At 72.0% G+C, this 12,685-nt stretch carries 13 protein-coding genes, 1 tRNA gene and 1 pseudogene; 8 read left to right on the top strand and 7 right to left on the bottom strand.

Annotation, left to right across the window (positions count from 1 at the left end; translation table 11 throughout):
* Nucleotides 1-21 precede the first annotated feature (21 nt).
* Nucleotides 22-1,181: pseudogene (galK, locus tag ACQ86M_RS10370) on the bottom strand (galactokinase).
* Nucleotides 1,178-2,395 carry a galactose-1-phosphate uridylyltransferase gene (galT, locus tag ACQ86M_RS10365; RefSeq protein WP_431245383.1) on the bottom strand — a complete coding sequence of 406 codons (1,218 nt, stop codon included), beginning with the start codon at nt 2,393-2,395 and terminating at the stop codon, nt 1,178-1,180. The pseudogene galK and the gene galT overlap by 4 nt, the downstream one beginning before the upstream one ends.
* Before the next feature lie 76 nt (nt 2,396-2,471).
* On the opposite strand from galT, the gene ACQ86M_RS10360 reads away from it, so the two are divergent.
* Both ACQ86M_RS10360 and ACQ86M_RS10355 read left to right on the top strand, forming a co-directional pair.
* Nucleotides 2,472-3,257 carry a DeoR/GlpR family DNA-binding transcription regulator gene (locus ACQ86M_RS10360; protein ID WP_431245382.1) on the top strand — a complete coding sequence of 262 codons (786 nt, stop codon included), beginning with the start codon at nt 2,472-2,474 and terminating at the stop codon, nt 3,255-3,257.
* Between the two features lie 16 nt (nt 3,258-3,273).
* Nucleotides 3,274-4,209 carry an aldose 1-epimerase family protein gene (locus ACQ86M_RS10355; protein ID WP_431245381.1) on the top strand — a complete coding sequence of 312 codons (936 nt, stop codon included), beginning with the start codon at nt 3,274-3,276 and terminating at the stop codon, nt 4,207-4,209.
* Here the strand turns inward: ACQ86M_RS10355 and ACQ86M_RS10350 are convergent.
* Complete coding sequence (locus ACQ86M_RS10350) at nt 4,188-4,892, bottom strand: SDR family oxidoreductase (protein WP_431245380.1); 705 nt, start codon at nt 4,890-4,892, stop codon at nt 4,188-4,190. The two genes, ACQ86M_RS10355 and ACQ86M_RS10350, sit on opposite strands and share 22 nt — an antisense overlap.
* A 103-nt stretch (nt 4,893-4,995) precedes the next feature.
* Between ACQ86M_RS10350 and ACQ86M_RS10345 the strand changes: the two genes are divergently transcribed.
* The gene (locus ACQ86M_RS10345) at nt 4,996-5,610 is read left to right on the top strand and encodes a TetR/AcrR family transcriptional regulator (protein ID WP_431245379.1); all 615 of its coding nucleotides are present in this window, start codon (nt 4,996-4,998) and stop codon (nt 5,608-5,610) included.
* Here the strand turns inward: ACQ86M_RS10345 and ACQ86M_RS10340 are convergent.
* Complete coding sequence (locus ACQ86M_RS10340) at nt 5,585-6,679, bottom strand: calcium:proton antiporter (protein WP_431245378.1); 1,095 nt, start codon at nt 6,677-6,679, stop codon at nt 5,585-5,587. The two genes, ACQ86M_RS10345 and ACQ86M_RS10340, sit on opposite strands and share 26 nt — an antisense overlap.
* A 108-nt stretch (nt 6,680-6,787) precedes the next feature.
* Between ACQ86M_RS10340 and ACQ86M_RS10335 the strand changes: the two genes are divergently transcribed.
* Nucleotides 6,788-7,402 carry a DUF4232 domain-containing protein gene (locus ACQ86M_RS10335; protein ID WP_431245377.1) on the top strand — a complete coding sequence of 205 codons (615 nt, stop codon included), beginning with the start codon at nt 6,788-6,790 and terminating at the stop codon, nt 7,400-7,402.
* Between the two features lie 38 nt (nt 7,403-7,440).
* Here ACQ86M_RS10335 and ACQ86M_RS10330 read toward each other — a convergent pair whose 3' ends face one another.
* Nucleotides 7,441-7,992: a transporter gene (locus ACQ86M_RS10330; protein WP_431245376.1), complete on the bottom strand. Its 552-nt coding sequence runs from the start codon at nt 7,990-7,992 to the stop codon at nt 7,441-7,443.
* Between the two features lie 99 nt (nt 7,993-8,091).
* Between ACQ86M_RS10330 and ACQ86M_RS10325 the strand changes: the two genes are divergently transcribed.
* Nucleotides 8,092-9,369: a chloride channel protein gene (locus tag ACQ86M_RS10325; protein ID WP_431245375.1), complete on the top strand. Its 1,278-nt coding sequence runs from the start codon at nt 8,092-8,094 to the stop codon at nt 9,367-9,369.
* A 107-nt stretch (nt 9,370-9,476) separates the two neighbouring features.
* On the opposite strand, the gene ACQ86M_RS10320 is transcribed toward ACQ86M_RS10325, so the two are convergent.
* Nucleotides 9,477-9,549, bottom strand: a tRNA-Lys gene (locus ACQ86M_RS10320).
* 56 nt (nt 9,550-9,605) lie between these two features.
* Between ACQ86M_RS10320 and ACQ86M_RS10315 the strand changes: the two genes are divergently transcribed.
* The 3 genes from ACQ86M_RS10315 (at nt 9,606) to ACQ86M_RS10305 (ending at nt 11,798) form a co-directional block, all read left to right on the top strand.
* Entirely contained in the window at nt 9,606-10,235 is a 630-nt protein-coding gene (locus ACQ86M_RS10315) for a DNA-directed RNA polymerase subunit beta (protein WP_431245374.1), read from the top strand.
* A gap of 232 nt (nt 10,236-10,467) precedes the next feature.
* Complete coding sequence (gene sigK, locus ACQ86M_RS10310) at nt 10,468-11,028, top strand: ECF RNA polymerase sigma factor SigK (RefSeq protein ID WP_431218614.1); 561 nt, start codon at nt 10,468-10,470, stop codon at nt 11,026-11,028.
* Entirely contained in the window at nt 11,025-11,798 is a 774-nt protein-coding gene (locus ACQ86M_RS10305) for an anti-sigma factor domain-containing protein (protein WP_431245373.1), read from the top strand. Before sigK ends, ACQ86M_RS10305 begins: the two co-directional genes overlap by 4 nt.
* A gap of 97 nt (nt 11,799-11,895) precedes the next feature.
* Here the strand turns inward: ACQ86M_RS10305 and pstB are convergent, their stop codons facing one another.
* Nucleotides 11,896-12,675 (bottom strand): phosphate ABC transporter ATP-binding protein PstB, encoded by a 780-nt coding sequence (gene pstB / locus ACQ86M_RS10300; protein ID WP_431218612.1) that lies wholly within the window; start codon nt 12,673-12,675, stop codon nt 11,896-11,898.
* Nucleotides 12,676-12,685: the final 10 nt, after the last annotated feature.

Here is a 12,685-nt window from a genome sequence, read left to right as displayed (position 1 = left end):
GTGAAGCGCAGGTGAACGGCCTCAGCTCTCGCGGGTCGCACCCTCGGAGGCGCGCACCGTGAAGAGGTCCGGCGCCCCGAAGCCGTGCTCGGCGAACGCACCGTCGAGGGCGACGAGCACGCGGCTGACCGCGTCGGTCGGCACCAGGGCGATCGCCGAGCCGCCGAAGCCGCCGCCGGTCATCCGCGCGCCGATCGCGCCGTTCGCCTGCGCGGTCTCGACGGCGAGGTCGAGCTCGGGCACCGAGATCTCGAAGTCGTCGCGCATGGACACGTGGGAGGCGTCGAGCAGCGGCCCGATGGCGGCCGGCCCCTGCTCGCGCAGGGTCCGCACGGTGTCGAGCACGCGCTGGTCCTCCGTCACGATGTGGCGGACCCGCCGAAAGGTCACGTCGTCGAGCAGCTCGCGGGCCCGGTCCAGATCGGCGACCGACACATCCCGCAGCGCTTCGACGCCGAGGATGCGCGCACCCTTCTCGCAGGAGGCGCGGCGGTCGGCGTATCCGCCGGTCGCGTGGTCGTGCGCGACACCCGTGTCGATGATGAGGATCTCGAGCCCCGCATCCTCGAGTCCGAGCGGCACGATCTGCGAGTCGAGGGAGCGGCAGTCGAGGAACACCGCCGCGTCGCGCTCGCCGAGCAGCGATGCGGACTGGTCCATGATGCCGGTGGGAGCGCCGACGGCGACGTTCTCGGCGCGCTGGCCGACGCGGGCGAGCGTCCGCCGGTCGAGCCCGAGCCGCCAGATCTCGTTCAGAGCGACCGCGACGGCGCTCTCGATGGCGGCGGAGGAGGACAGCCCCGCACCGACCGGAACGTTCGAGTCGATGAGGATATCGACCCCGGGCACAGCCGCGAGGTCGGCGCCGAACTCGCCCAGCGCCCACGCGACGCCGAGCGGGTAAGCCGCCCAGCCGCTCAGCGCCTGCGACCTCAGGTCGTCGAGAGACACCTCCACGAGCTCGTCGGCGAAGGTGCTGCCGACGCGGAGGACGCGGTCGTCGCGGACGCAGACGGCGGCCACCGTGCGGCGGTTGATGGCGAGGGGAGCACGAAGCCGAGGTTGTAGTCGGTGTGCTCGCCGATGAGGTTGACGCGCCCGGGGGCGGACCAGACGCCGTCGGGCTCGCGGCCGAACACCTCGGCGAAGTCGTCGCGGACGCCGGTGCGCAGGTCGGTCATCGGTCAGCCTCTCGGTCGGTGGTGGATGAGGTAGTGGATGCGGGCCCGGGCGCGGTCACCAGCTCGGTGACCGAGACCGGCAGCGCGCCGACCGGGTTCTCGCGGTCGGCCCGCGCGACGGCCTCGCGGAGCGCGGCGGCCGCCTGCTCGGGCGGGACGTCGCCGATCCAGGCGCCCATGGCGGCCTCGGAGCCGGCCAGGAACTTCAGCTTATCCGCGCCGCGCCGGGGCGACGTCAGCTGCAGCATGAGCCGGATCTCGTCACGGCGGACGCCGACGGGCGCCTGGTGCCACGCCGCGATGTACGGGGTGGGGGAGTCGTAGAGCGCATCCACACCGCGCAGCACGCGCAGGTAGAGGGTGGCGAGCTCGTCGCGCTCGGCGGCGTTCGTCTCGGCGAGGTCGGCGACGTGCCGGTGCGGGAGCACGTGGATCTCGATCGGCCATCTGGCCGCGAACGGCACGAACGCCGTCCAGTGCTCGCCGGCGAGGATGACCCGCTCGGACGCGCGCTCGCGCTCCAGGATGTCTGCGAACAGCGTCGGCCCGTAGGCGTCGAGCGAGCGGATGAGCAAGGCCGTCCGCGGCGTGATGTACGGGTAGGCGTAGATCTGGCCGTGCGGGTGGTGCAGCGTCACCCCGATGGCCTCGCCGCGGTTCTCGAACGGGAACACCTGGCGGACGCCGGGGAGAGCCGACAGCTGCGTGGTCCGGTCGGCCCACGCCTCGATGACCGTCCGGGCACGCGACGGCGTCAGGCTGCCGAAGGCGCCGGTGGTCGCCGGGCTGAAGCAGACGACCTCGCATCGGCCGACGGACGTGCGCGTGCGGCCGAGGCCGATCTCCGCGAGATCCGCGACACCCTCTGGCGCGTTGCCGTCCTCGAGCAGCGGGCCGAACGACGGCGACTTGTTCTCGAACACGGCGACGTCGTACAGGTCGGGGATCTCGGAGGGGTTCGACGGGGTGGCCGGGGCCAGCGGGTCGAGCTCCGCCGGCGGCAGCATGACACGGTTCTGCCGGGCTGCGGCGATGGAGACCCACTCGCCCGTCAGCGGATCCTGGCGCATGGTGGCGGTGGCAGGACGCGGCGCGGCCTCACGGAGGTCCGGCTTCCGTTCCGGGCTCAACGTCGTGTCGGCGTCGTCGTAGTATATGAGGTCGCGGCCGTCGGAGAGACGGGTGGGACGCTTCGTGATCGCAGCCAAGGCCATCCTTTCGTTTCCGAAAGCAAGGATAGGCGTTCACTTTCGTATTGACAAGATTCCGCAAGCGCCGGAGCATGGGCGTATGAGCGAACCGCTGCCCGCCGCGCTCCGCCGCGAACGCATGCTCGACCTCATCGGCCGCGCCGGGTTCGCCCGCGTCTCGGACCTCAGTGAGGCGTTCCAGGTCTCCGATGTCACCGTCCGCAGCGACCTGGATGCACTCGACCGCGAGCAGAGCATCCGCCGCGTCCACGGGGGAGCCGTGCTGCGCACCGCGGGCACCCGCGAGCCCAGCTTCGAGGAGGCGCTGGAGTCGTCGGCCGACGAGAAGCACCGCATCGCCCAGGCGGCGGCCGCGATGGTCGCCCCCGGCAGCAGCGTCCTGCTCGACGTCGGCACCACCACCGCCGCGATCGCCCGCGCCCTCGTCGAGCGCGACGACCTGGAGGGCGTCACGGTGATCACCAACGGCCTCACCATCGCGCTGGAACTCGAGCGCGCCATCCCGCGCTTCGACGTCGTGGTGACCGGCGGCACGCTGCGCCCGCTGCAGCACTCGCTCGTCGAGCCGCTCGCGGCGGTGCTGCTCGAACGCGTCCACGCCGACATCGCCTTCATCGGATGCACCGGTGTGCATCCCGCCGGCGGCATCACCAACGTCAACCTCCCCGAGGCAGACCTCAAGCGCGTCATGGTGCGCACCGCGGAGCGGGCCGTGGTCGTCGCCGACGGCACGAAGATCGGCCGAACGCACCTGGGCCGCATCGCCGCGGTGGATGAAGTGGCCGAGCTGATCACGGGCGCGTCCGCTCCCGCCGACGAGGTGCGGGCGCTGCGGGATGCGGGACTCCCGGTGATCGTGGCCTGAGGCCTACCCTGTTGCCATGCGACCCGCGACCGGTGAACAGTACGAACTCGATTTCGGCGACCTGAGCGCCACCATCGTGCAGGTGGGGGCCGGCATCCGGTCGCTGCGCTTCGCGGAGTCCGACCTGACCGAGCCGTACCCGGCCGGGGAGCAGCCGCCGTCCGCGTGCGGCATCGTTCTCGTTCCCTGGCCCAACCGCGTCGCCGACGGACGTTGGGAGTACGACGGCGAGGCGAGGCAGCTCGACCTCACCGAGCCCGCCAAGCGGAACGCCATCCACGGGCTGCTGCGCCGCCGCCCGTACGAGCTGGTGGATCGCACGGACTCGACCGTCACGCAGGCCGCGACCGTCTTCCCCGAGCCGGGATACCCGTTCCTGCTCGAGACGGCCGTCACGCACGAGCTGCTCACCGACGGGCTCCAGGTCACGCACACGGTCGCCAACGCGGGAGAGACGGCCGCGCCCGTCGCGGTGGGCGCGCATCCGTACCTCCGCATCGCCGACGTGCCGCCTGAGCAGCTGACCGTCACCGTGGCCGCGCGCACCCGTTTCGAGACCGACGACCGCAGCAACGTCACCGGCGAGACACCGGTCGCCGGGACGCCCTACGACCTGTCCTCCGGCCGTCGCGTGAGCGAACTCGACCTCGACACCGGATTCGCGGACCTGCCCGACGGCCCCGTGCAGCACACCCTCTCGGCCGATGACGGCCGCCGCGTGGTGCTGTGGGGCGACGAGGCGTTCCGGTACGTGCAGGTGTTCACGCACCGGAGGTTCGCGACCAAGCCCGGGGGAGTCGCGCTCGCGATCGAGCCGATGACCGCCCCGGCGAACGCCCTCAACTCGGGCCGGGGTCTGCACTGGCTGGAGCCGGGCGAGACCTGGACCGTGAGCTGGGGCATCCGTCCGGAGGGTTTCGGCGGGGAGGCCTACCTGGCCAGCTGGGGGTAGAGCACGCGGATGTCGTCGTGCAGCCGCGCCTTGACGTTCCGCGCGGTGTCGCCGACGATCGCCTCCGCGGCGCCGTTCGCGACGGCGTCGAGCGCCTCGTCGGCGACCTGGCGCGGCGGCACCTTGTCGCCGGTGGCGGCGGCGGCCATCTCGGTGTCGACGTAGCCGACGTGGACGCCGACCACCTGGATGCCCGCGGGCGCCAGCTCCAGGCGGGCCGAGTTGCTGGCGGACCACAGCGCCGCCTTCGTCGCGCTGTACGAGTCGATCGCGAACCAGCTCAGAGCCGAGTGCATGTTGACGATCGCGCCGCCGCCGTTCGCCTCGAGAACCGGTGCGAACGCGCGGACGATGTTCACCGGTCCCCAGAAGTTGGTGTCGAACTCGCGGCGGATCTCGACGAGGTCGCCGGTGACGAGCGACTGGCCGAGCGCGATGCCGGCGTTGTTGACGAGCACGGTCACGTCGGAGGCCGTGGCGGCGGCGCGCTGGATGCTGTCCGCGTCCGTCACGTCGAGCTCGAGCGGCACGACGCGCGGGTCGTCGACGACGACCGTCTCGGGGCGGCGGGCGGCGGCGTAGACCTTGCTGGCGCCGCGGTCGAGCAGGGCGGCGACGAAGGCGGCGCCGAGCCCGCGGTTGGCGCCGGTGACGAGGGCGACGCTTCCGGTGATGTCGGTCATGGGGGAGTCCTTCCGGGAAAAGTAAACCGATCGGTGTATCGACGGCAGCATCAATGTACACAGATCGGTTTACTTTTTGCAACCCCGACTCTAGAATCGACGCATGACCACCGTGACGAGCAAGCCAAAGCCGCGCGACCGCGTCCTCGCCGCCGCCGCCCGGCTGTTCGTCCGCGAGGGCGTCAACGCCGTGGGCGTCGACCGGCTCGCGCAGGAGGCGGAGGTCTCGAAACGCTCGATCTACCAGCACTTCGACGGCAAGGATGCGATCGTCGCGGGGATGCTGCAGGAGTACGGCCCGCAGGTGGTCGCCGAGTACTTCGCCGCCGACGACGAGGGAACGCCCCGCGAGCGGGTGCTGCACGTCTTCGAGGCGCTGCATGAGGCGGCGCGCGCGGCCGACTTCTTCGGCTGCCCCTTCGTCAACGTGGCCACCGAGCTGCGCGACCGCGAGCATCCGGCAGCCATCGTCGCCCGCCGTTTCAAGGAGGAGCTGACCGCCTACTTCGAGCGCCAGGCAGCCGCCGGCGGGGCGCGCGACCCGCACCTCCTCGGCGAGCAGTTGACGCTGCTCTTCGACGGGGCGTCGGCCAGTGCCGCCATGCGCGGGGGCACGCCCGACGCCGCCCTGCAGGCCGCCGCCCTGCTGTTCGACGCGGCGACCGCGCCCGCTGCGGCGGCGCCCGCCGGCCCTACGGCGCGATCGACAGGAAGATGAACGCCGCGAACAGCACTAGGTGGATGCCGCCCTGCAGCCGCACCGCCCGTCCCTGCACGATCGTCAGGATGCTGACCAGCACCGTCAGCACCAGCAGCACGATCTGACTCGCGCCGAGCCCCAGGTGCAGCGCGCCCGGCAGCCAGATCGACGCGACCGCGATCGCCGGGATGGTGAGGCCGATGCTCGCCATCGCCGAGCCGAGGGCGAGGTTGAGGCTGGTCTGCGTCCGGTTCCGGTTCGCCGCCTTCGACGCCGCGATCCCCTCCGGCAGCAGCACGAGCAGGGCGATCACGACGCCGACGAACGACTGCGGCAGGCCGATCGCGGTCACGGCCCGCTCGATCGGCGTCGACTCCAGTTTCGCCAGCCCGACCACCGCGACCAGGGAGACGAGCAGCAGGCCGACGCTGATCCAGGCGGTGCGGTTCGACGGCGCCTCGGCGTGGTCGTCGTCCGTCAGCGGCTGGCCCTTGCTGCCGACGGGCAGGAAGAAGTCGCGGTGCGCGACGGTCTGGGTGAAGACGAACATCCCGTACAGCGCGAGGGAGGCGATGGCCGCGAACACCAGTTGCGGGCCCGAGAACACGGGGCCCGGCGTCGACGTGAAGCTCGGCAGCACCAGGGTCAGCGTGGCCAGCGCCGTCACGGTGGCGAGCGCCGCACCGCTGCCCTGCGCGTTGAACGCCGTCGACTCGCGGCGGGACGCGCTCAGCAGCAGGGAGAGTCCGACGATGCCGTTCATCGTGATCATGACCGCCGAGAACACCGTGTCGCGGGCGAGCTCCGGCGAGTCCTTGCCGGTGGTCATCAGCGTGACGATCAGCGCGACCTCGATGATGGTCACGGCCACCGCCAGCACCAGCGACCCGAACGGTTCGCCCACCCGGTGGGCCACCACCTCGGCGTGCTGGACGGCCGCGAGCACCGTCCCGGCCAGGACGACCGCGATCACGGCGACGGCGGCGGAGTTCAGTTGGACCGACCAGAACGCGATGAGCACGATCACGCCGATGACCGGCACCCCGATCGTCCACCACCGTGCGAGCCAGGAGCCGAGCGCCGTCATGCGTCCATCCTGCCAGGCCCCTCCGACGGCGGGCGGGGCGCTCCGATCTCGGGGGCGGTTCGGCGGGTCCGCCGGGCGCGTCGGCCAGATCCGTGGTGGGATGGGCGCATGACCGGGAATCCGACCATCCGCGTCACCGCTCTCGCCGGTGCCGCCCTCGCTCTCGCCTTCGCCGTGACCGGCTGCGCCACGCCGAACGCCGCGCCCACGACCGGCGGCGGGTCGGCTTCGGCCTCCGCATCCGGTACCCCCTCGACGTCGCCGCGCCCGACCTCGACCACCACGGCCGTCCCCATCCAGGGCCAGTGCGACACCGCGAACCTGACCGGGACGATCGGCAAGGGAGGCGGTGGAGCGGCCGGAAGCGTCGAGGTCACCGTCGTGCTCACCAACAACGGGAGCGCCGAGTGCTCGCTGCAGGGCTGGCCGGGCGTGTCGTTCGTGGGCGACGGAAACGGCACCCAGCTCGGCAAGGCGGCGGAGTTCGACCGCAGCACCCCGCATCCCACCGTCGTGCTGCAGCCCGGCGGCACCGCCCAGGCGCCGCTGCGGATCACCCAGGCTCTCAACTATCCGGAGTCCGACTGCTCGCCGAAGCCGGCCGACGGATTCCGCGTGTACCCGCCCGGGTCGACCGCGTCCCTGTTCATCACGTACGCCGCGACCGCGTGCACCTCGGACTCGATCTCGCTGCTGCAGGTGGGGGCGCTCGTCGGGGGCTGACGCCCCGCCGGCCGGCGGATCGCCGGCTGGCCGCGGGGTCAGGAGCAGACGCGCGCGAGCGCGCCCTTCCAGGACTCCGAGACGCGCGCCAGCGCATCGTCGACCGCCCCGCTGCCCATCGCGGCGGGAGCCGTCGCCGAGAGCTGCACGGTGTCCGCGAGCGAGCTGAGCTCACCGCGGACCGGCCCGAGCGCCGCGTCGACGGCGGGCGTGGCGATGTCCTGAGTGCGTGCGTCGAACGCCGCGACGGCCGAGCGGACCGCGCGGGCCGTCTCGGCATCCGGCTTCCGCAACGGCAGGCGCGCCTGCAGCGTGGCGTCCAGCGCGTGCCGTGCGCTGGCGATCGCCGCGCAGTCCCGGCCGCGCTCGGCCGACGCCTCGGAGAACAGCGGGAACTCGGTGCGCAGGGCGCCGGCGAGCAGCAGCACGGCGAGGCCGCATCCCACCGCGAACGCGGTGAGCGGCGGCCAGAGGGCGCGGGTCGTGCGGCGGCGTGTCGACATCTCACCGAAAGGGACGCGCGACGGCCGGGATCGTGACGCGGCCGGCTGCGCATCCTGCTCGGACGTCTCGCGGAGAGAGGGCACCACGGCACCACCGTAGCGACGGAGGGTGAACAGTTCGTTGCACGATTCGCCGTGGCTCTGATCACCGCCTCCCGCCGTGCGCGCGCCCGATACTCTGGCCCCGTGCCTTCCGTCCGTCCGCGCACCGCACCCTCCTCTCCGCGGTGGGTCGTACGCCTCGTGGTGGTGACCGCTCTCGTCGGTGTCGGGGCGGGCATCGGCGGCGGCCTCGTCTACCTAGGACTGCACACCCTGCAGCACCTGGCCTTCGGCTACTCGGAGGGCGACTTCTACGAGGGCCTGCTGAACGCGCCTCCCGCCAGCCGGGTGATCGCGCTGGCCGTCGCCGGCGTCGTCGGTGCGGTCGGCTGGTGGCTGCTGCGCGGCTGGGGCCGGCGCGCTCCACGCCATGCCGTCGTCTCGGTGGAGCAGGCGGTGAACGGGCGCAGGATGCCGCCGTTCGTCACGCTCGCCAACGCCGGACTGCAGGTGGTCATCGTGGGGCTGGGCGCATCCATCGGCCGGGAGGTAGCGCCGAGGGAGATCGGAGCGCTCTGGGCCGGCTGGCTGGCCGAGCGGGCGGGCGTCTCGGCGCGCGAGGGGCGCATCCTGGTCGCCTCCGGGGCCGGTGCGGGCCTCGCCGCGGTCTACAACGTCCCGTTCGGCGGCGCCGTCTTCGCCGTCGAGATCCTGCTCGCCGAGATCAGCTTCGCCACCGTGCTGCCCGCGTTCGCCGCCTCCGCCATCGCGGCGCTCGTCGCCCGCGTCGTGGTGCCGGCCAACCCGCTGTACGTGCTCCCCGCGCTGCATCTCAGCCCCACGATCGTGGTGTGGTCGGTGCTCGCCGGTCCGCTGATCGGATGCGCGGCGGTCGGCTTCGTGCGGGTAGCGCGCTTCGCGCAGAACCACCGGCCGAGGTCGTGGGGCATCCTCATCGTGATGCCGCTGACCTTCGTCGCCGTGGGCATCGCCTCCCTCTGGCTGCCCGCGATCCTCGGCAACGGCCGCGCCCTCGGTCAGCTGGCGTTCGCCGCGTCGCTGCCGGTGCTCCTCATCCTGCTCACGACCGCCGTGAAGGCGGCCGCGACCCTCGGCACCATCGGCGCCGGAGCCGCCGGCGGCACCCTCACCCCGTCGCTCGCGATCGGCGCCGGCCTCGGCCTCGCCGGCGGCGCCGCGTGGAACCTCCTCTGGCCGGGCGCCGAGCTCCCCGCCTTCGCCCTCATCGGCGCGGCCGCCTTCCTCGCCGTCACCATGCGCGCCCCCATCACGGCACTGCTCCTCACCCTGGAGTTCGCCAACCAGGGCCCGGACCTGCTCGTCCCCCTCATGCTGTCCGTCGCCGGCGCGGTCGCCGTCGGCTACCTCCTGGAACGGTCGCGGGTGACCGGTGTCGCGTAGCGCGCATCCAATGGTCGCAACACGCCGTCACAGCACGCTGCGTAACGGCATGTTGCGACCACTCGATGGCGCGCGTGGCTCTGCGCGGCCGAAGGTCGGAAGGAGGGTGGGCCCGGTGGGGCTCGAACCCACGACCCGCGGATTAAAAGTCCGATGCTCTGCCAACTGAGCTACAGGCCCTCGGCTCCAATCTAGCGCGGATTCTGCTGTCCGGTTCACGGGGGCAGAATGGGGGGATGCCTGACCGGTTCCACAAGCCAACGTTCTTCACGAGCGGCATGTTCGAGGCGTTCATGGGCGGGGAGGACCCGGCCCAGATCAGCCGGGTCGCCCACGAGACCGCCCGCGCGCTGCTCGCCCGCGTGCGGGAGAACCCGGAGCCCGAGGTGGTGGACCGGCTGGTCGCCTTCACCGACGCGCACGGCATCGACGCGATCGCCGAGTTGTGGTCGCGCTCGAACGCCAAGAGCCTCCCCGGGGCGCTGTGGCGCATCTACCTGCTTCGGCTGCTGATCCGGCAGGATGCGGAGGGCACCGCGTACCTGTACCAGCGGGGCACCGAGGTGCTGACGTCCATCGATCCGGTCGTCGCGGGCGCGCCGACGCCGGCGGGCCCGGCCGAGATCACCGAGCTGGCGGACCGCATCCTGCGGGGGCTGTTCGAGGGCGACTTCGCCGTGGCGCTCGACCGCGCGGCGGCGTTCTGCCGGGTGGCCGCGGCGGGGGCCGCATCCGTCGCCGACGATCGCGACGCGCTCGACCCGGGGCGTGCGAGCGAGCTGACCACGCGCGCGCTGCGGTTCACCCGCACGGCCGAAGAGTTGGCGGTCTGCGCCCGGCTCTGGCGGTCCGACTCCCTCGACTGAGGAAGCGGCGCCCACGAGGTCAACCCGTGCGCGTTCTCCCGCTGCGAACGCCACGCCGGGCGGGGCGGCTGGACCCTCCTGTACACTGGATGTCGCCGGGCCGCAGTAACCCCGGGCTCCAAAACTAGCCGCTTCGAGCGGCCTCGCGCCGAGAGGCGTTCTGCGGCCCGGCATTTTTCTGTCAGGAGGCAGCCTGTCTGGATCCACCAGAGCGGTTGAGAGCGGAGACGACGTGGACGACGCCCCTGCGCTCGACCTCGACGCCCTCCTGATCCGAACCGCGACCGGCGACCAGGCCGCGTTCTCGCAGTTCTACGACGCCACGGCATCCAGAGTCCTGGGGCTCGTCCGCCGGCTGCTCATCGACGCCGCCCAGTCGGAGGAGGTCACGCAGGAGGTCTATCTGGAGGCGTGGCAATCCGCCGCGCGGTTCGATCCGAATAAGGGTCGAGCGCAGACGTGGATCATGACCATGGCCCACCGGCGCGCCGTGGACCGGATCCGCGCCTCGCAGGCGTCGCGCGACCGCGACACGGCCGTCGGCATCCGCGACCTGCCGACCGCTTACGATCAGGTGGCCGAGACGGTGGAGGTGCGTGTGGAGCACGAGAGGGTGGAGGTCGCGATGGCGAAGCTGTCCGAGCCGCAGCGCCGCGCGGTCACCCTCGCCTACTACGGCGGCCTCAGCCAGTCGGAAGTGGCCGCCGAACTCGGGATCCCGCTCGGCACAGCCAAGACTCGGCTACGCGATGCGATGATACGGCTGCGACAGGAACTGGGGGTGACGACATGACCGACGCGGACGACCGCGCCGAGGAGCGCCTGGGCTACCGCCTGGGTGCGCAGGACGAGCGCGAAGCGGAGTCCTTCGAGAACGTCGCAGCCCAGCTGGCGCTCGCCGCGGAGCCGGTTCAGCCGCGCCCCGAGCTGAAGGCGGCGCTGTTCGCGAAGCTGGCGGAGACGCCGCAGCTGCCCGCGCAGGATGCGGTGGCTCAGGATGCGGCTGCTCAGGATGCCGTGGCACCCGACGCCGTGCAGCCGCCCGTCGCGCTCCCCGTCGCCCCCGGTCCCGGCCCCGCCGAGCGCGCCGCCCGCCGTCGCTGGTTCCAGCGTCCCGGCCTGATCCTCGGCGCCGCCGCGGCGGCCGTGCTGCTCTTCGTGGGCGGCGCCTTCCTCGGCTCGACCCTCTCCGGATCCAACTCGTACCAGTCGCAGCAGGCGTCCGCCCTGGCGCAGATCAACGCCGCCTCGGATGTGCAGCACGCGACCGCTCCCGTGCAGGGCGGCGGCACCGCGACCCTGGTCTGGTCGGGCGAACTGGGCCGCTCCGCTCTCGTCGCCAACGACCTCCCGAAGCTGCCGGACAGCAAGACCTACGAGCTCTGGTACATCCGCGACGGGCAGGCCACCCCCGCCGGCACCATGGAGTCGGCGTCGTCCGGATCCACCTGGCGGGTCCTCACGGGGAAGATGGCGGCCGGCGATACCGTCGGCGTGACCGTCGAGCCCCGCGGGGGATCGGACAAGCCGACCAGCGCGCCCATCGTCGCCATCGCATCCTGACGCCGTCCCGGACGACACAGCGCACGAAGAACGTCGCCCCGCAGCTGCGGTGGCGACGTTCTTCGTTCACGCGACGGCCGGATGAGCGGCCCGCCGATCAACCGAAGCGGCCCGAGACGTAGTCCTCGGTGGCCTGCACGGTCGGGTTCGAGAAGATCTGGTTGGTGTCGTTGTACTCGATCAGCTTGCCGGGCTTGCCCGTGCCCGCGATGTTGAAGAACGCGGTGCGGTCCGAGACGCGCGACGCCTGCTGCATGTTGTGGGTCACGATGACGATCGTGTAGTCGTTCTTGAGCTCCTCGATGAGGTCCTCGATCGCGAGGGTCGAGATCGGGTCGAGGGCGGAGCACGGCTCGTCCATCAGCAGAACGTCGGGGGAGACGGCGATGGCGCGCGCGATGCAGAGACGCTGCTGCTGGCCGCCGGAGAGGCCCGAGCCGGGCAGGTTGAGACGGTCCTTGACCTCGTTCCACAGGTTCGCGCCCTGCAGCGACTTCTCCACCAGGTCGTCGGCCTCGCTCTTCGACATGCGGCGGTTGTTGAGCTTCACGCCGGCGAGTACGTTGTCGCGGATGCTCATGGTCGGGAACGGGTTCGGCCGCTGGAAGACCATGCCCACCTGGCGGCGCACGAGCACCGGGTCGACGCCCGTGCCGTAGAGGTTGTTGCCGTCGATCAGCACCTCGCCCTCGACGTACGCGCCCGGGATGACCTCGTGCATGCGGTTGAGCGTGCGGAGGAAGGTGGACTTGCCGCAGCCGGACGGGCCGATGAACGCGGTCACGGTGCGGGGCTCGATGGTGAGCGAGACGCCCTCCACCGCGCGGAAGCTGCCGTAGTAGACGTTGAGGTCGTTGACTTCGATGCGCTTGGACACTGTATTCCTT

The organism is Leifsonia xyli subsp. cynodontis (genome assembly GCF_050632205.1).
Classification (GTDB): Bacteria; Actinomycetota; Actinomycetes; order Actinomycetales; family Microbacteriaceae; genus Leifsonia; species Leifsonia xyli_D.
The sequence above is the reverse complement of the archived record's forward strand: the minus strand, read 5'-3'. Positions and strand labels throughout refer to the sequence as shown.